General features: G+C 67.1%; 14 protein-coding genes. 10 read left to right on the forward strand and 4 right to left on the reverse strand.

The window, feature by feature from the left end:
- Nucleotides 1-128: 128 nt before the first annotated feature.
- The 5 genes from IQ458_RS05105 to prpE all read left to right on the forward strand — a co-directional run bounded on the left by IQ458_RS05105 (nt 129) and on the right by prpE (nt 6572).
- Nucleotides 129-623 carry a peptidylprolyl isomerase gene (locus tag IQ458_RS05105; protein WP_141455906.1) on the forward strand — a complete coding sequence of 165 codons (495 nt, stop codon included), beginning with the start codon at nt 129-131 and terminating at the stop codon, nt 621-623.
- Between the two features lie 172 nt (nt 624-795).
- Entirely contained in the window at nt 796-1995 is a 1200-nt protein-coding gene (locus IQ458_RS05110; RefSeq protein ID WP_203322110.1) for a pyridoxal phosphate-dependent aminotransferase, read from the forward strand.
- A gap of 32 nt (nt 1996-2027) precedes the next feature.
- Nucleotides 2028-3014, forward strand: a complete 987-nt coding sequence (locus IQ458_RS05115) for a malate dehydrogenase (RefSeq protein ID WP_203322111.1) — start codon at nt 2028-2030, stop codon at nt 3012-3014.
- Between the two features lie 138 nt (nt 3015-3152).
- Nucleotides 3153-4505, forward strand: coding sequence for a hypothetical protein (locus IQ458_RS05120; protein ID WP_203322112.1), 1353 nt, complete (start codon nt 3153-3155; stop codon nt 4503-4505).
- A gap of 165 nt (nt 4506-4670) precedes the next feature.
- A complete protein-coding gene (prpE, locus tag IQ458_RS05125) occupies nt 4671-6572 on the forward strand; it encodes a propionate--CoA ligase (RefSeq protein WP_203322113.1) in 1902 nt (633 codons plus the stop codon).
- 7 nt (nt 6573-6579) lie between these two features.
- Here the strand turns inward: prpE and IQ458_RS05130 are convergent, their stop codons facing one another.
- Entirely contained in the window at nt 6580-7797 is a 1218-nt protein-coding gene (locus IQ458_RS05130) for a citrate synthase family protein (protein ID WP_203322114.1), read from the reverse strand.
- 145 nt (nt 7798-7942) lie between these two features.
- Between IQ458_RS05130 and prpB the strand changes: the two genes are divergently transcribed.
- From prpB to prpF, 5 genes are all read left to right on the forward strand, one after another.
- Entirely contained in the window at nt 7943-8830 is an 888-nt protein-coding gene (gene prpB, locus IQ458_RS05135; RefSeq protein WP_192199245.1) for a methylisocitrate lyase, read from the forward strand.
- 91 nt (nt 8831-8921) lie between these two features.
- Nucleotides 8922-10076: a bifunctional 2-methylcitrate synthase/citrate synthase gene (gene prpC / locus IQ458_RS05140; protein ID WP_203322115.1), complete on the forward strand. Its 1155-nt coding sequence runs from the start codon at nt 8922-8924 to the stop codon at nt 10074-10076.
- Nucleotides 10077-10173: 97 nt separating this feature from the next.
- Nucleotides 10174-12783 (forward strand): Fe/S-dependent 2-methylisocitrate dehydratase AcnD, encoded by a 2610-nt coding sequence (acnD, locus tag IQ458_RS05145; protein ID WP_203322210.1) that lies wholly within the window; start codon nt 10174-10176, stop codon nt 12781-12783.
- Nucleotides 12784-12841: 58 nt separating this feature from the next.
- Nucleotides 12842-13300, forward strand: a complete 459-nt coding sequence (locus IQ458_RS05150) for an SRPBCC family protein (RefSeq protein WP_203322211.1) — start codon at nt 12842-12844, stop codon at nt 13298-13300.
- An 18-nt stretch (nt 13301-13318) separates the two neighbouring features.
- Nucleotides 13319-14512: a 2-methylaconitate cis-trans isomerase PrpF gene (gene prpF / locus IQ458_RS05155; RefSeq protein WP_203322116.1), complete on the forward strand. Its 1194-nt coding sequence runs from the start codon at nt 13319-13321 to the stop codon at nt 14510-14512.
- 103 nt (nt 14513-14615) lie between these two features.
- On the opposite strand, the gene IQ458_RS05160 is transcribed toward prpF, so the two are convergent.
- The 3 genes from IQ458_RS05160 to IQ458_RS05170 form a co-directional block, all read right to left on the reverse strand.
- Complete coding sequence (locus IQ458_RS05160) at nt 14616-15227, reverse strand: glutathione S-transferase N-terminal domain-containing protein (protein ID WP_183638620.1); 612 nt, start codon at nt 15225-15227, stop codon at nt 14616-14618.
- A 145-nt stretch (nt 15228-15372) separates the two neighbouring features.
- The gene (locus tag IQ458_RS05165) at nt 15373-15837 is read right to left on the reverse strand and encodes a cell wall hydrolase (protein ID WP_192199249.1); all 465 of its coding nucleotides are present in this window, start codon (nt 15835-15837) and stop codon (nt 15373-15375) included.
- Nucleotides 15838-16287: 450 nt separating this feature from the next.
- Nucleotides 16288-18330, reverse strand: a complete 2043-nt coding sequence (locus IQ458_RS05170; RefSeq protein ID WP_203322117.1) for an NADPH-dependent 2,4-dienoyl-CoA reductase — start codon at nt 18328-18330, stop codon at nt 16288-16290.
- Nucleotides 18331-18509 lie beyond the last annotated feature (179 nt).

Here is an 18509-nt window from a genome sequence, read left to right on the forward strand (position 1 = left end):
TTAGCGTCCGGGCGTCCTGGCTGAACGGGCCGGGGCTGGAAACGGTGCCAACGGCCCCCAGATTCGGGCCAGGCCCGGTTTCCGGACCCCCGGCCCCCTGAACCCCTGTCCCGTATCTGGAGCTCCCGATGTCCCTCATCGCCACTTTCGACACCTCCCGCGGCCCCATCAAGGTCGAGCTGTACCCCGACAAGGCCCCGCTGACGGTCGCCAACTTCGTCAACCTGGCCAAGCGCGGCTTCTATGACGGCCTGAACTTCCACCGGGTGATTGCCGATTTCATGATCCAGGGCGGCTGCCCCGAGGGGTCCGGCCGCGGCGGCCCGGGCTACCGGTTCGAGGACGAAACCAACAACGGGGTGCGCCACGAGCGCGGCGTGCTGTCGATGGCCAATGCCGGCCCCAACACCAATGGCAGCCAGTTCTTCATCACCCACGTGGCGACCCCCTGGCTGGATGGCAAGCACACCGTGTTCGGCAAGGTCCTGGAGGGCCTGGACGTGGTCGACGCGGTCCAGCAGGGCGACCTGATCAACCGCCTCACCATCGAGGGTGACGCCGACGCCGTGCTGGCCGCCAAGGCCGACCGCGTGGCCGAGTGGAACCGTTACCTGAGCGCCTGACCCGCGCCGGCCGTGCGCTCCCCCGGTCGGGGGAGCCTCGGCTACGACCAAGGGAGGAGGCCGGACCCTCCGATCCACCCCGGCCGGACCGGGGCGGCGTGGTAAAATTCCGCGCCGCAAAAAACGGCGCACGCACGCTCCTCCCGCGAAACATCCCCTGCGAGGTAATGCAATGCCCCAGCTTGCCCGGCGCACCGGTCGCGCCAAGCCCAGCGCGATCATGGCGGTCGCGGAAAAGGCGAAGAAGCTCAAGGCCGAAGGCCGCGACACCATCAGCTTCTCGATCGGCGTACCGAATTTCCTGCCCGGCGAGCATGTCTACGAGGCCGCGCGCAAATCGCTGGACAAGGATTCCGGTCAGTACGGTTCCAACCGCGGTACCGACGCGCTGCTGGATGCCTTCCTGCATCATCTTGAAGGCAGCGGGCTGACCGGCTACACCCGCCGCAACATCGTCGCCGGCGTCGGCGCCAAGCACGTGCTGTACAACCTGGCCGAGGCGCTGCTGGACGAGGGTGACACCATCGCCTATCCGACCCCGTACTGGACCACTTACCAGGACATCGCCGACATCGTCGGCGCGGTGTCGCTGAAGCTGCCGTGCCCGCCCGAGCAGAACTACAAGCTCACCCCGGAACAACTGGACGCCGCGCTGGCTCAAAGGCCCAAGGTGTTCCTGTTCAACAACCCGTCCAACCCGACCGGCATGGTCTATTCGAAGGACGAGGTCGCCGCGCTGGCCGAGGTGGTGGCGCGCCATCCGGACACCTGGATCCTGCTGGACGACATCTACAACCGCCTGGTGTTCGATGGCGTCGGCTACCACAACTTCCTGCATTTCCGCCCGGAACTGCGCGAACGCACCGTCGTCATCGACTCGCTGTCGAAGACCTACGGCATGCCGGGCTGGCGGGTGGGCCTGATCGCCGCGCCGGAGAACGTCGCCCAGGCGCTGGTGGCGCTCAACTCCAACCACATCACCAACTTGCCGGAAGTGGTCACCGCCGCGGCGGTCGCCGCGTTGACCGGCCCGCAGGACATTCCGCAGCGCAAGTGCGCCGAATTCGCCGCCAAGCGGGATCGCGTGCTGGCGGCGCTGGCCGGGATTCCGGGCGTGGTGTGCCCGCGTCCGGAAGGCGCGTTCTATGCGTTCCCGGACATCTCGGTCGCGTTCGGCAAGACCCATGATGGCGTGGTCATCCACAACGACGTGGACTTCTGCAACGCCCTGCTGGAAGCCAAGGGCGTGGCCTGCGTGCCGGGTTCGGCCTTCGGCGAACCGCGCGCGCTGCGCATTTCCTACACCTGTGCCGACGCCCAGCTGGATGAAGGCCTGTCGCGCATCCAGGCCTTCTTCGCTGAACTCGCGTGAGTCCGGCTTTCCTTTCTCTCGGAGACAACCCCATGAAGACCCCCGTCCGTGTTGCAGTCACCGGCGCCGCCGGCCAGATCGGTTATGCCCTGCTGTTCCGCATCGCCTCCGGTGAAATGCTCGGCAAGGACCAGCCGGTCATCCTGCAGTTGCTGGAGCTGCCGATCGACAAGGCCCAGGCCGCGCTGAAGGGCGTGATGATGGAGCTGGAAGACTGCGCGTTCCCGCTGCTGGCCGGCATGGTCGGCACCGACGACCCGGAAGTGGCGTTCAAGGACGCCGACGTGGCCCTGCTGGTCGGCGCGCGTCCGCGCGGCCCGGGCATGGAGCGCAAGGACCTGCTGCTGGAGAACGCCAAGATCTTCACCGCCCAGGGCGCCGCGCTGAACAAGGTCGCCAGCCGCGACGTCAAGGTGCTGGTGGTCGGCAACCCGGCCAACACCAACGCCTACATCGCCATGAAGTCGGCGCCGGACCTGCCGGCCAGGAACTTCACCGCGATGCTGCGCCTGGACCACAACCGCGCGCTGAGCCAGCTCGCCAACAAGGCCGGCGTGGCCGTCGGCGACATCGAGAAGCTGGTGGTGTGGGGCAACCACAGCCCCACCATGTACCCGGACTACCGCTTCGCCACCGCCAACGGCGTGTCGCTGAAGGACAAGATCAACGACGCCGACTGGAACGCCAACGCGTTCATCCCGCAGGTCGGCAAGCGCGGCGCCGCGATCATCGAGGCGCGCGGCCTGTCCTCGGCCGCTTCCGCCGCCAATGCCGCGATCGACCACATCCGTGACTGGGTGCTGGGCAGCAACGGCAAGTGGGTGACCATGGGCGTGCCGTCCGACGGCAGCTACGGCATTCCGGAAGGCGTGATCTACGGCGTGCCGGTGATCACCGCCAACGGCGAATACACCCGCGTGGAAGGCCTGGAAGTCGATGCGTTCAGCCGCGCCGCGATGGACAAGACCCTGGCCGAGCTGGAAGAAGAGCGCGCCGGCGTGGCGCACCTGCTGGGCTGAGCCTTTCCAGCTCTGGCACTGTAATCAGAACGCTGGGCGAGAGCCCGGCGTTCCTTTTTTAGTTCTTCTTGACGGATTTTTGCGCATGGGTACCCGCCTGTGGAGCCACGCTAGGCCTGATAGTATGCATACCGGATGATGATCAGAATCTGGGCGCAGATGATGGAGATGGTGGGGTCACGGCCGAAGATTTGGCACTACCTCGCAATCGTGCAATTCCTATTGCTGGCAATGGCAGCGATCATTCTGGGGATATGGTGGCATCCAGAGCCTCATAGTGACTGGCTCTATTACTGGAATGCGGCGGGTGTTCCAAGCGCTTACGAGCGGGGAGGAATTGGTATTTGGCTGCTGGCAATTCCAAAGGCAATGGGGGCTTCACCACTGGCAGCCGCATTGCTTCTCAATGTATCCGCTTTGGGATGGTTGTCCTGGTTGGCCTATAGGTTGGACGGTTCTCGATGGCGCTGGCTCGCCCAGATCGTCGTCGCAGCACTTTTTCTGATCGTACCTTTCATGTCGCTTGTGCAATTGGACCTCATAGCGGCAACAGGATTGGCGACGGCATTCTGGCTGCTTGCCGATGAGCGGCTCGTCCTTGCGGCGCGATGGCGGTCGCTGCTTGTACTGCTGACGGTTGCCATGGGTGTATCGACAAAGCCGCAATTCGCACTGATTCTTTGGACGCTTGTAGGCCTTGGGGCAATGTTCGGCTTGTTGCCGTTTTTCCGGAAGGAGAAAAGTCGTGGCAGGCGGGTTCTGCTGATTCTGCTGGTTGGCTCGATTCTGGGATTCCTGATGGATATGGGCTTCCGACAACTGAGCGGAAGGACAGAACAGATCAGGACCAGTTCTGCCGTGACCCTATATGGTGGTTTACTTGTGTCCAGCAACGAGCCCGACCAGGGATGCGGATATTGGTCAACCCGTGCGGCCGAGGCTGCCAAGGAAGATCTGTCGCGCACGTTGCCCGTAGCGGTCATTCAGCGGCTGCAGGCCCGACCCTTTCAGCACTGGCTGTCTGTCATGCGCTGCAAGGCACCCGAAATTCTGAATCCCCCGCCTTTCGCGCTCTATTGGCTGATTGAATCGCCCAATGTCCGGGCCGATATCAATGCGGCACCGAATGCGGCCGAATTCCAGAAACGCTATTACCAGGCGCTTGCCCTGGAAAGGTTCGCCTACGGTTGGCTGAAAATTGCTGTCTTCTTTGCCTGTTTTTTGACGACCCTCTGGCTATGGAGAAGAGACCGGCTCCTGTCATTGCTGCCCATGCTCTGGCCGATTTCTTTCTGGTGCGTTCACCTGGTCTTCGAGATCCAAGGCAGGTATTTCCTGGGTCTCTTCCTGCTTGCGCCGCTGCTTTGCATGATGGTCCTACGCATGACTGTGCAGCCGGATCGCGAGATGGCAGGGATATTGAATCCTGAACGTTCCGGGCGGCTCGTCGAAGGAACCAGCAACGACCTGCTGGAGACACCTGCCAGATAGGGATGCTCCAGGGCGAACCTGACGACGGAAAGGCGAGAACGATGCCGCGACACCTGGTATGCGCCGGCACGTCGCGGGTGGCACCGCTCATGCGACCAAGGTCGCAGGGCATGGACTGCGGTGCAGCTCTATGCTCTAGGGCGTCTCGGCGGCCCGGGAGAGGCCATGCGGTACGAAGACGTTTATGGCAGATCCATCGAGCAACCGGAAGCCTTCTGGGGCGAAGAGGCACGCGCCATCCACTGGCATGTGCCGCCGCGGCAGGTGCTGGACTATTCGAAGCCGCCGTTCCGGCGCTGGTTCGTGGGTGGCCAGACCAATCTCTGCTACAACGCGGTGGACCGGCATCTGGCGGAACGCGCCGATCAGCTGGCGCTGGTGGCGGTATCCACCGAAACCGGCACCACGCGCGAGATCAGCTACCGCGAACTGCATCGCGAGGTGAACGCATTCGCCGCGATTCTCCAGCGCCTGGACGTGGGGCGTGGCGATCGGGTGGTCATCTACATGCCGAACATGGCCGAGGCGGTGTTCGCGATGCTCGCCTGCGCGCGCATCGGAGCCATCCATTCGGTGGTCTTCGGCGGTTTCGCCGCGCACAACCTCGCGCTGCGCATCGACGATGCCCAACCCAGGCTGTTGATCGCCGCCGATGCCGGCATGCGAGGCGGCAAGGTCATCCCCTACAAGCCGCTGGTCGACGAAGCCTGCGCGAAGGCGGCCACGCCGCCGCCCAAGGTGCTGATTGTCTCGCGCGGACTGGATCCGGCCGAACCGAGGATGGCGGGGCGCGACGAGGACTACGCCACGCTGCGCCAGGCGGTCGGCGACGAGCAGGTGGACGTGGCATGGCTGGAATCCAACGAGCCCAGCTACCTGCTGTACACCTCCGGCACCACCGGCAAGCCCAAGGGCGTGCAGCGCGATGTCGGCGGCTACGCGGTCGCGCTGGCGCTGTCGATGCGCACGGTATTCGACGTCGCGCCGGGGCAGGTGATGTTCTCCACCTCCGACGTCGGCTGGGCGGTCGGACACTCGTACAACGTCTATGGGCCGCTGATCGTCGGCGCCACTTCGGTGTTGTACGAAGGCCTGCCATTCCACCCGGATGCCGGCATCTGGTGGTCGCTGTGCGAGAAGTACGGCGTGCGCACCATGTTCTCTTCGCCGACCGCGATCCGGGTACTGAAGAAGCACGATGTCGATTTCATCCGCCGGCATGATCTGTCGAAGCTGCAATACCTGTTCCTGGCCGGCGAGCCGCTGGACGAACCGACCGCGCACTGGATCAACGACGTGCTGGGCAAGCCGGTCATCGACAACTACTGGCAGACCGAGACCGGCTGGCCGGCGCTGACGCTGCTGCCGGGCCTGGACATGAAGCCGGTGAAGTTCGGCTCGCCCGGTTTTCCCAATCTAGGGTACCGGATGAAGGTCATCGACGAAGGCACCGGCGCGGAAGTCGGGCCGGGCGAGAAGGGCGTGCTGGTCATCCAGCCGCCGCTGCCGCCGGGTTGCATGACCACCATCTGGAATGACGACGCCCGCTTCCTGTCCAGCTATTTCAGCCACTTCAAGGAACTGCTGTACAGCTCGCTGGACTGGGCCATCCGCGACGAGCAGGGCTACACCTTCATCCTCGGACGCACCGACGACGTAATCAATGTCGCCGGCCATCGTCTGGGCACGCGCGAGATCGAGGAATCGGTGTCCGGCTTTCCCGCCGTGGCCGAGGCCGCGGTGATTGGTGTCAACGACGAACTGAAAGGGCAGGTACCGGTGGTATTCGCGACGCTGCGGCAGGCGACCGAGGAACCGCACGAACGCGTGCGTGCGGCCGAAGGCATGCGCCGTACCGTGGAACAGAGCCTGGGCGCGGTGGCGCGGCCGGCGCGCGTGTACATCGTCAATGCGTTGCCCAAGACCCGTTCCGGCAAGCTGCTGCGGCGTTCGTTGCAGGCGCTGGCGCAGGGCGCGGATCCCGGCGACCTTTCCACCCTGGATGATCCGAACGCGCTGGAGGAAGTGAGGAAGGCGCTGCAACGCGGGCCGGAGGCCGGCAACTGATGCCGAGTCATTCCGCCGTGGCGGGCGGCACGCCGGCGTAGCTGGCGCGGGGGCGGATCAGCCGGCCCTGGGCCTGCTGTTCCAACGCATGCGCGAGCCAGCCTGCCAGCCGCGCCGCCGCGAACATCACCAATGCCGGCGCGGCGGGCAGGGCGTTGGCGTGGCAGATCGCCGCCAGGGTGAAATCGACGTTGGGGCGCAGTCCGTTGATGTCCTCGGTGGCGCTGATCACCGCCTCCATCCGCTGCATCACCGGCGTATCCGCGTGTAGCCGGCGCAGCCGCGCCAGCAATTCCGTCGCGCGGGGATCGCCATGCGGATAGAGCGCATGACCAAAGCCGGGCAGATCCTCGCCTTGCTGCCAGCGTGCGGCGATGAAATCACGGGGCGAGTCGGCCGCGCAGGCGGCTTCTATCAGCGAATAGGCGCGTGCGGTGGCGCCGCCGTGGCGCGGGCCGGACAACGCCGCCAGGCCGCTGCATACGGTCGCGTGCAGGTGCGCGCCGGTCGAGGCGACCACGCGCGCGGCGAACGCGGAGACGTTGAGTTCGTGCTCGGCGCACAGCACCAGCGCCGCGCGCACCGTATCTGCGAAACCTTCGTCGCCCGGTTTCCACGCATCCGCCAGCAGCCGATGGACCGGCCCCGCGGAAGGTGGGCGCGCCACCAGCAACGCGGCATTGTGGCGCAGCAGGGTGGCCGCGATTTCGTGGCGGACCAGGGCGGAGGCGCCCACGGATTGGCGCACGTCCAGCGCCAGCAGCGGAATCGCCGACATCGCGCGCGCCAGCGGCGGCAGGTCCGCGTCGCCGGCAATGGGGGCGACGTGCGCCGGCCATTGCGTCTCCAGCGTCGCCGTGAAGGGATCCTGGTCGCCGCAGTCCCACAGCAGCCGGGCGGCGTCTTCCAGGGTGGCGCCTTCGCGCACCGCGGCGACCGCCGAACGCCCGCGGTAGTAGGGGCCCTCCGGGCGGATCAGCGAAATCCGCGTCTCCAGCACCGGCAGGCCGCGATCCAGGCTCTGCGCGGCCCCGCGGGCGGCGCCGCGCCCGGCGCGCTTGCGCTGGGCCAGCCGGTCGACGTCGCGACGCAGGTACAGCCGGCTGCGGTGGTCCGGGCCGGGGCGCGACTCGATCAGGCCACGGCTGACATACGCATACAGGGTGGCCTGGCTGATGCCGAGCAGTCGGCAGGTGTCCTGGGCGGAGAGCAGGTCGGTGTCCATGGCCGATAGATTGATTGATTTGATCAAGATTGATCAACCCGAGCGATGGTGCCAGATTGTGCGCCGCCGGTGCGCGTACCCTTGCGCGCACCCCCGGCCCGCTCCGCCGAGGAACGGGCGCCATCCGCTTCCGCAGGAGACATGCATGAGCAACGCATCCGCCGGCGCGCGCTTCCGCGCCGCGATCGCCGAGGAATCCCCGCTGCAGGTGATGGGCGCCATCACCGCCTATGCCGGCCTGATGGCCCGCCGCGTCGGCTACAAGGCGCTGTACCTGTCCGGCGGCGGCGTCGCCGCCAACTCGCTGGGCATGCCCGATCTGGGCATCAGCACAATGGAAGACGTGTTGACCGACGCGCGCCGCATCGTCGACGCCACCGGTTTGCCGCTGCTGGTCGACATCGACACCGGCTGGGGCGGCGCGTTCAACATCGCGCGCACCATCCGTTCGTTCGAGCGCGTCGGCGTTGCCGCCGTGCACATGGAGGACCAGGTCGGCCAGAAACGCTGCGGCCATCGGCCCGGCAAGGAAGTGGTGTCGAAGGACGAGATGGTCGATCGGGTCAAGGCCGCGGTGGACGCGCGTGGCGATGAAGGCTTCGTGATCATGGCGCGCACCGACGCCGCCGCCGTCGAGGGCATCGACTCGGCGATCGAACGCGCGGTGGCCTATGTCGAGGCGGGCGCGGACATGATCTTCCCCGAGGCGATGAAGACGCTGGAGGACTACCGCCGTTTCAAGGACGCGGTGAAGGTGCCGATCCTGGCCAACCTGACCGAGTTCGGCTCCACCCCGTTCTTCACCGTCGACGAACTGCGCACGGCCGGCGTGGACATCGCGCTGTACTGCTGCGGCGCCTATCGCGCCATGAACAAGGCGGCGTTGAACTTCTACGAGACCGTGCGCCGCGAAGGCACCCAGAAGAACATCATCGATACCCTGCAGTCGCGCGCGGACCTGTACGACTACCTGGGCTACCACGCCTACGAAGACAAGCTCGACGCCCTGTTCGCGAAGAAGGGCGACGCCTGACATCAGCCCGGGGGGCGGTTCGGTCCGTCCCCGGTCATTCCAGCGCGGTGGAGCAGCTTCCGCCGCACCGCCACACCATCGGGAGGCAGCAATGAGTGAACCCACCCCAGCCACCGGCTTCAAGCCGAAGAAGTCCGTCGCCCTGAGCGGCACCGCCGCCGGCAACACCGCGCTGTGCACGGTCGGCCGCAGCGGCAACGATCTGCACTACCGCGGCTATGACATCCTCGACATCGCCACTACCAGCGAGTTCGAGGAAGTCGCCTACCTGCTGGTCCACGGCAAGCTGCCCAACTGCGCCGAACTGGCCGGCTACAAGGCCAAGCTGAAGTCGCTGCGCGGCATCCCGGCCTCGGTCAAGACCGCGCTGGAACAGCTGCCGCCGTCGGCGCACCCGATGGACGTGATGCGCACCGGCGTGTCGGTGCTGGGCTGCGTGTCGCCGGAGAAGGACGACCACAACCACCCGGGCGCGCGCGACATCGCCGACAAGCTGATGGCCTCGCTGGGTTCGATGCTGCTGTATTGGTACCACTACAGCCACAACGGAAAGCGCATCGACGTGGAGACCGACGACGACTCGATCGGCGGCCACTTCCTGCACCTGCTGCATGGCGAGAAGCCGCGCGACTCGTGGGTGCGCGCGATGCACACCTCGCTGATCCTGTACGCCGAGCATGAGTTCAACGCCTCGACCTTCACCGCGCGCGTGATCGCCGGCACCGGCAGCGACATGCACTCATGCATCACTGGCGCCATCGGCGCGCTGCGCGGACCCAAGCACGGCGGCGCCAACGAAGTGGCGTTCGAGGTGCAGAAGCGTTACGAGACGCCGGACGAGGCCGAGGCCGACATCAAGGCGCGGGTCGAACGCAAGGAAGTGGTCATCGGTTTCGGCCATCCGGTCTACACCGTCGGCGATCCGCGCAACGACGTGATCAAGCAGGTGGCGAAGGATCTGTCCGAGGAACAGCAGAGCACCAAGATGTACGCCATCGCCGAGCGCCTGGAAGCGGTGATGTGGGACATCAAGAAGATGTTCCCCAACCTGGACTGGTTCAGCGCGGTGAGCTACCACATGATGGGCGTGCCGACCGCGATGTTCACCCCGCTGTTCGTCATCGCCCGCACCAGCGGCTGGAGCGCGCACGTCATCGAGCAGCGCATCGACGGCAAGATCATCCGCCCCAGCGCCAACTACACCGGCCCCGAAAACCTGAAGTTCGTCCCGATCGACCAGCGTTGATTCGGCCGTGCCCGCGCGTTTCCGTCCGGGAACGCGCGGAGCCGCCATCGATGGCCTGGAATCCCGACCGCCGCAAAGCCACGCCGACCGCGAAGCCATGAACACCGAATACCGCAAGGCCCTGCCGGGCACCTCACTGGACTACTTCGACGCGCGCGCCGCGGTCGACGCGATCGCGCCCGGCGCCTACGACCGGCTGCCGTACACCTCGCGTGTGCTGGCGGAAAACCTGGTACGCCGCTGCGAACCGGCAGCGCTGACCGATTCGCTGAAGCAGCTGATCGAACGTCGCCGCGATCTCGACTTTCCGTGGTTCCCGGCGCGCGTGGTCTGCCACGACATCCTCGGCCAGACCGCGCTGGTCGACCTGGCCGGCCTGCGCGACGCCATCGCCGACAAGGGCGGGGATCCGGCCAAGGTCAATCCGGTGGTGCCGGTACAGCTGATCGTGGATCACTCGCTGGCGGTGGAATGCGGCGGCTACGATCCGGACGCGTTTTCCAAGAACCGCGCCATCGAGGATCGCCGCAACGAGGATCGCTTCCACTTCATCGAATGGACGCGGCATGCGTTCGAGAACGTCGACGTCATCCCGCCGGGGAACGGCATCATGCACCAGATCAACCTGGAGAAGATGTCGCCGGTGATCCAGGTGCGTGGCGGCGTGGCCTTCCCGGATACCTGCGTGGGCACCGACAGCCACACCCCGCATGTCGATGCGCTGGGCGTGATCGCGATCGGTGTCGGCGGCCTGGAAGCGGAGAACGTGATGCTGGGGCGCGCCTCCTGGATGCGCCTGCCCGACATCGTCGGCGTCGAGCTGACCGGCCGCCCGCAGCCCGGCATCACCGCCACCGACATCGTGCTGGCGCTGACCGAGTTCCTGCGCAAGCAGAAGGTGGTCGGCGCCTATCTGGAGTTCCGCGGTGAAGGCGCCGCCGCGCTCACCCTGGGCGACCGCGCGACCATCTCCAACATGGCGCCGGAGTACGGCGCCACCGCGGCGATGTTCTTCATCGACGGCCAGACCCTGGACTACCTGCGCCTGACCGGTCGCGAGGAAGAGCAGGTCCGCCTGGTCGAAACCTACGCGAAGACCGCCGGCCTGTGGGCCGACAGCCTGGGCAACGCCGAATACGAACGGACGCTGGCGTTCGATCTTTCCAGTGTCGTCCGCAACATGGCCGGTCCGTCCAATCCGCATGCCCGAGTCGCCACCGCCGATCTGGCGGAGAAGGGCATCGCCGGCGATCTGGCGCAGGCACGCGCGCAGGAGGCCGAGGGCCTGATGCCGGATGGCGCGGTCATTATCGCCGCCATCACCAGCTGCACCAACACCAGCAATCCGCGCAACGTGATCGCCGCCGCGCTGCTGGCACGCAACGCCAACCGGGTCGGCCTGACCCGCAAGCCATGGGTGAAGTCGTCGCTGGCACCCGGTTCCAAGGCGGTCGCGCTGTACCTGGACGAGGCCGGACTGACCCCGGAACTGGAAAAGCTCGGCTTCGGCGTGGTCGCCTTCGCCTGCACCACCTGCAACGGCATGTCCGGCGCGCTGGATCCGAAGATCCAGCAGGAAATCGTCGATCGCGACCTGTATGCGACCGCCGTGCTGTCCGGCAACCGCAACTTCGACGGCCGCATCCATCCCTACGCCAAGCAGGCCTTCCTGGCCTCGCCGCCGCTGGTGGTGGCCTACGCGATCGCCGGCACCGTGCGTTTCGATATCGAGAAGGACGTGCTGGGCACGTTCGAGGGGCGCGAGATCCGGCTGAAGGACCTGTGGCCGAGCGACGAGGAAATCGACGCGGTGGTGCGCGCCTCGGTGAAGCCGGAACAGTTCCGCCGCGTGTACGGTCCGATGTTCAACGTGCGGGTCGAACACGGCGAACGCGCCAGCCCGCTGTACGACTGGCGCCCGATGAGCACTTACATCCGCCGCCCACCGTACTGGGAGGGCGCGCTGGCCGGCGAACGCTCGCTGCGCGGCATGCGCCCGCTGGCGGTGCTGCCGGACAACATCACCACCGATCACCTGTCACCGTCCAACGCGATCCTGCTGGACAGCGCGGCCGGCGAGTATCTGGCGAAGATGGGCCTGCCGGAAGAGGACTTCAATTCCTATGCCACCCACCGCGGTGACCACCTGACCGCGCAGCGCGCGACCTTCGCCAATCCGAAGCTGTTCAACGAGATGGTGCGCAACCCCGACGGCGGCGTGAAGCAGGGCTCGCTGGCGCGGGTCGAGCCGGAAGGCCGGGTGATGCGCATGTGGGAAGCGATCGAGATCTACATGGAGCGCAAGCAGCCGCTGATCATCATCGCCGGTGCCGACTACGGACAGGGTTCGTCGCGCGATTGGGCGGCCAAGGGCGTGCGCCTGGCGGGCGTCGAGGCGATCGTCGCCGAGGGCTTCGAACGCATCCACCGCACCAACCTGATCGGCATGGGCGTGCTGCCGCTGGAGTTCCAGCCCGGCACCACCCGCCTGACCCTGGGCATCGACGGCACCGAGACCTTCGACGTCGTCGGTGAACGCAGGCCACGCGCGACGCTGACCCTGGTGATCCATCGCCGCGACGGCGAGCGCATCGAGGTACCGGTGACGTGCCGCCTGGACAGCGACGAGGAAGTCTCGATCTACGAAGCCGGCGGCGTGCTCCAGCGCTTCGCCCAGGACTTCCTGGAGTCGGCGCAGGCGGCGTGACGCCGTCTTGCGCCCGCCGCGCTAGAGTGGGACGGACCATCCCCGAGAGGCCATGACCATGTCGAACGAGACCGGAACCGTCCGCCTGCACCGCGTCCTGCGCGCGCCGCCCGAGCGCGTCTACCGCGCCTTCCTGGATCCGGAGGCCATGGTGAAGTGGCTGCCGCCACACGGCTTCACCGGCAAGGTCCACCACATCGATCCGGTGGTCGGCGGGACCTACCGGATGTCGTTCACCAATTTCGGCACCGGCTCCAGCCATGCCTTCGGCGGCACCTATCGCGAACTGGTGCCGGGTGAGCGCATCCGCTACGACGATCAGTTCGAGAACCCGGCGTTGCCGGGCACCATGCAGGTCAGCGTCTCGCTCAAGGCGGTGGCCTGCGGCACCGAGATCAGCATCGTGCAGGAAGGCATTCCGGCGATGATTCCGGTGGAGTTCTGTTACCTCGGCTGGCAGGAGTCGTTGACCCTGCTGGCCAACGTGGTCGAACCCCAGATTCCCGACAACCCCTGACCGAACACCGAGACCTCCATGCCGCACGTGCCCCAGATCCGAATCCCCGCCACCTACATGCGCGGAGGCACCAGCAAGGGCGTGTTCTTCCGGCTGCAGGATCTACCCGAACCCGCGCGCGCGCCGGGCGCGGCGCGCGATGCGCTGATGCTGCGGGTAATCGGCAGCCCCGATCCCTACGGCAAGCAGATCGACGGCATGGGCGGCGCGACTTCCAGCACCAGCAAGACGGTGATCCTGGCGAAGAGCGAGCGGCCGGACCACGATGTCGATTACCTGTTCGGCCAAGTGTCCATCGACAGCGCCTTCGTCGACTGGAGCGGCAACTGCGGCAACCTGTCGGCGGCGGTGGGATCGTTCGCCATCGCGGGTGGACTGGTCGATGCCGCGCGCATCCCTCAGGACGGTGTCTGCACGGTGCGTATCTGGCAGTCGAACATCGGCAAGACCATCGTCGCACACATGCCGATCACCGGCGGGCAGGTGCAGGAAACCGGGGACTTCGAACTGGACGGCGTGACATTCCCGGCAGCCGAGGTGCAGCTGGAGTTCCTGGATCCGGCCGACGAGGGCGAAGGCGAGGGCGGCGGCGCGATGTTTCCGACCGGCAACCTGGTCGATGAGCTGGACGTGCCAGGCGTCGGCAAGTTTCCGGCGACGCTGATCAATGCCGGCATCCCGACCATCTTCGTCAACGCCACCGACATCGGCTACACCGGCGCGGAATTGCAGGACGCCATCAACGGTGACCCGAAGGCGCTGGCGATGTTCGAGGCGATCCGTGCGCACGGCGCGGTAAGGATGGGATTGATCGCCGATGTGTCGGAGGCCGCGCGCCGCCAGCACACGCCGAAGGTGGCGTTCGTGGCGCCGGCGAAGGACTACGTCACTTCCAGCGGCAAGCAGGTGGGCGCGGATGATATCGACCTGCTGGTGCGCGCGATGTCGATGGGCAAGCTGCATCACGCGATGATGGGCACCGCCGCCGTCGCCATCGGCACCGCCGCGGCGGTGCCGGGCACGCTGGTCAATCTGGCCGCGGGCGGTGGTGAACGCAGCGCGGTGCGCTTCGGTCATCCGTCCGGCACGTTGCGGGTGGGCGCGGAAGCCACGCAGGAAAATGGCGAATGGAAAGTCGCCAAGGCCATCATGAGCCGCAGCGCCCGCATCCTGATGGAAGGCTGGGTGCGCGTTCCCGGCGATGCGTTCTGAATCGGCGCGGAGCCGACGTCTCCGCGCGCATATGGGGATGTCGGCTGGTGGCATCGATTGTTGAAACGAGAAGGGCGGGCCTTGGCCCGCCCTTCCGTTTGTTTCAGTGCAGGCCTTCGGCCTTGAGCGCCGCCTGCACGCCCGGGTCGGCTTCCATGCGCTGGCGGAATGCCGCCAGGTTGTCCAGGCCGCCCAGATCCACGCCGACGTTACCCGCCCAGCGCAGGGTGATGTAGAGATAGGGATCGGCGAAGCTGCGGAAGCCCGCCAGCCACTGCCGGCCTTCAAGCCGCTGGTTGGCGCTTTCGAACAGGCCGCGCAGGCGCTTGCGGGCGGTGGCCTTGATGGCATCGAACTCGGATTCGTCGGCGATGAACTTGCCCGGCGCGAACAGCGGGGTGAAAGCCGGATGCACGTCGGAGTTGACGAAGGACAGCCAGCGCGCCGCCTCGGCGCGCTGCTGCGCGGAACCGTCGCCGCCCAGCCCGGCCTGCGGGTAGCGGTCGGCGATATAGCCCATGATCGCGGCGTTCTGGGTCAGGACGAAGTCGCCGTCGACAATCGCCGGGACCGCGCCGGTCGGGTTGATCGCCAGGTACTCCGGCGCCTTCATCTCCGCGGCGGTCATCACCTTCAACTCGAAGGGCTGGCCGGTCCATTGCAGGGCGATATGGTCGGCGGTGGAACAGGCGCCGGGCTTGCTGTACAGCTTCATGGGTGGACTCCAGGTACTAGAAAGCGATCCGGGAACTCTCCCAGACCTGTCCAGGGCCCACAAGGCCACCGCCGTAACGGACCGTCACGGACGGCCCGCTTGCCGGAAGGGGAAAATCGCCGCGTCGGCGACCGGGCGCTCGGGTTTACGAGCGCGGTGGCTGCGGCTTGAGCGACTGCACGCGCAGGAAGGTGTGATCGCCGATGGTGGCCACGCGGTAGGCGTTGCGCCAGCTCGGGCTGGCGATCTGGTGGGCCATGAAGTGGCTGGCGCCGGGCACGATTTCCTTGCGCTGGCCGGGCGGGAGGGCCCAGTTGCGCTCGGCGTTCAGGGCCACGCTGACCGACTTGGCCCAGGCGTCCGCGTTCTGCAGGCGGGTGCCGGGGGCGACGATGGTGGGGGCGAACTGCTTGCGGGCGGTCACCACCTCGCAGACCGAATCACCCCACAGGCCGCTGTCGCGGCGGCGCAGGGCGACCTCGGCGACGGCTTGCTGGCCGCGCAGGGTCTGGTCGCGGGCTTCCAGGTATACGGTGGTACTGAGGCACAACGAATCAGCGGCCGGCTGCGGCAACATCTGCGACAGCCAGAGAATCCAGGCCAGTTTCATGGGAACTCCTTGCTCCGTCTTTGCCGGTCCCGACCGTTCCGATCCATTGGAAGCGGCGGGGGAGGGACGCGGCAGGGCGTCATGGGGAGGCAGCCTTCACACGGGCTGCCCGGGGTCCCGGCTGAATGATGAGGGCGCCGGGGCGGCCTGCCGGAACTGGGGGGCGGGCCGAAAAAGTTGGCGCAAGGTACGGGCGAAAACCGGAACCCCCCCTGAACACGCCGGGTTGACAGCTCTACTAAGTATTTGATTGGAAATGCTTGTTGGTGAAAACCGTGTCAAGGTCGAGGCGGCTTGGCGGTGCATCCGAGAACCGTCGCGCGCTGGCGGGAAGCGCCTGAAAAGCCCGGGAAAAGCGCCGTGGTCGCATGCATGCGCGGCGATGCGCGCGCATGATTCCGTGATGGCCGTCATCAAGCGCGGCGAGGGACCGCCTCGCCGCCCGTCGGTTCAGAGCGCCGCGGCCAGCCGGCTGCCCTGCGCGATGGCGCGCTTGGCGTCGAGTTCGGCGGCCACGTCGGCACCGCCGATCAGGTGCGGGGTGCGGCCAGCGGCCAGCAACGCCGCCTGCAGTTCCCGGCGTGGCTCCTGGCCGGCGCAGACCACCACGTGATCGACTGGCAGCACCTGTTCGGTATCGTCCACGCGGATGTGCAGGCCGGCGTCGTCCACGCCCAGATACTCGACCCCGCCCAGCATCTTCACCTGCTTCGCCTTGAGCGTCGCCCGGTGGACCCAGCCGCTGGTCTTGCCCAGCCGCGCGCCCGGCTTGCCGGCGCTGCGCTGGAGCAGCCAGACCTGGCGGGCCGGCGGTTCGGGGTGCGGGCGGGCCAGGCTGCCGCGGCCCTCGAAGGTCGCGTCCACGCCCCATTCGGCCATCCAGCGCGCGGGATCCAGGCTGGACGAGGGGCCTTCCTGGACCAGGAACTCGGCCACGTCGAATCCGATGCCGCCGGCGCCAATCAACGCCGCGCGGGCGCCGACCGTGACCCGGCCCGACAGTACGTCGGTATAGCTGATCACCCTGGGGTGATCGGCGCCGGGAAAATCCACGCGGCGCGGGGTGATGCCGGTCGCCAGCACCACTTCGTCGAAGCCGGCCAGCAGCGCCGCATCGGCGTGCGTGGAGAGCTTCACTTCGACGCCGGTCTCTTCCAGCCGATGGCGGAAATAGCGCAGGGTCTCGTGGAATTCCTCCTTGCCGGGGATGCGCTTGGCGAAATTGAACTGCCCGCCGATTTCCGGCTCGGCATCGAACAGGGTGACCCGGTGTCCGCGTTCGGCGGCCACGGTCGCGCAGGCCAGCCCGGCCGGCCCGGCGCCGACCACGGCGACGCGTTTGGCGGCGAAGGTCTTCGGATAGTTCAGCTCGGTTTCCGCGCAGGCGCGCGGATTGACCAGGCAGCTGGCGGTCTTGTTCTCGAACACATGATCCAGGCAGGCCTGGTTGCAGGCGATGCAGGTATTGATGGCGTGCGCGCGGCCGGTGCGTGCCTTCTCCGGCCACTGCGGATCGGCCAGCAGGGGCCGCGCCAGCGACACCATGTCGGCCTTGCCGGCGGCCAGGATGCCCTCGGCCACGTCCGGCATGTTGATGCGGTTGGTCGCGACCACCGGCACCGACACATGCGGCTTGAGCTTGGCGGTGACGTCGACGAACGCCGCGCGCGGCACCGAGGTGACGATGGTCGGCACCCGCGCCTCGTGCCAGCCGATGCCGGAATTGATGATTGTCGCGCCGGCCGCCTCCACCGCGCGGGCCTGGGCGAGGATCTCCTCCCACTGGTTGCCGTCCTCCACCAGATCCAGCAGCGACAGCCGGTAGATGATGATGAAGTCCGGCCCGCAGGCCTCGCGGATGCGGCGGACGATCTCGACCGCGAAGCGCATGCGCTTTTCCGGGGTGCCGCCCCAGGCATCGTTGCGGCGATTGGTGCGCGGCGCGGTGAACTCGTTGATCAGATAGCCTTCCGAGCCCATCACCTCGACACCGTCGTAACCGGCATCGCGGGCGCGCCGGGCAGCGCCGGCATAGGCGTTGATTTGCGACTGCACGGCGCGCGCGGACATCGCGCGCGGGGTGAACGGATTGATCGGCGCCTTCAGCTTCGACGGCGCCACCGAGAGCGGGTGGTAGGCGTAGCGGCCGGCATGCAGCAGCTGCAGGCAGATCAGCGCGCCGTGCTCGTGCGCGGCGCGGGTGACGAACTTGTGCGGACGCACTTCCCACGGCCAGGACAATTTGCCGCCGAACGGCTTCAGCCAGCCGACCAGGTTGGGCGAGAAGCCGCCGGTCACCATCAGGCCCACGCCGCCGGCGGCGCGTTCGGCGAAATAGGCGGCCAGCCGCGGGAAGTCGCGGGCGCGGTCCTCCAGGCCGGTGTGCATCGAACCCATCAGGATGCGGTTGCGGACGCGGGTGAAACCCAGATCCAGCGGGGCGAACAGGTGCGGATAGTGCTCGGCGGGGAGGGCGGCGGCGCTGGACGTCATGCGGGCGATGGATACGCTGGCGTATGGATGCGACACGATGCCCCGGGCAGCGCGCCGGCGCAAGTGCTGGCGCCACCTCCGGGACAAGCGCAAGCACGGCACAGAACGCGCCCGCTTGGCAAGAGTTGTCCCGTCCGGCCGGCTCGGGGACCATAGGGGACCAAGGCTTTCGGGACGTC

Origin of the sequence: Pseudoxanthomonas beigongshangi, from assembly GCF_016820515.1 — a bacterium.
Taxonomy (GTDB): domain Bacteria; phylum Pseudomonadota; class Gammaproteobacteria; order Xanthomonadales; family Xanthomonadaceae; genus Pseudoxanthomonas_A; species Pseudoxanthomonas_A beigongshangi.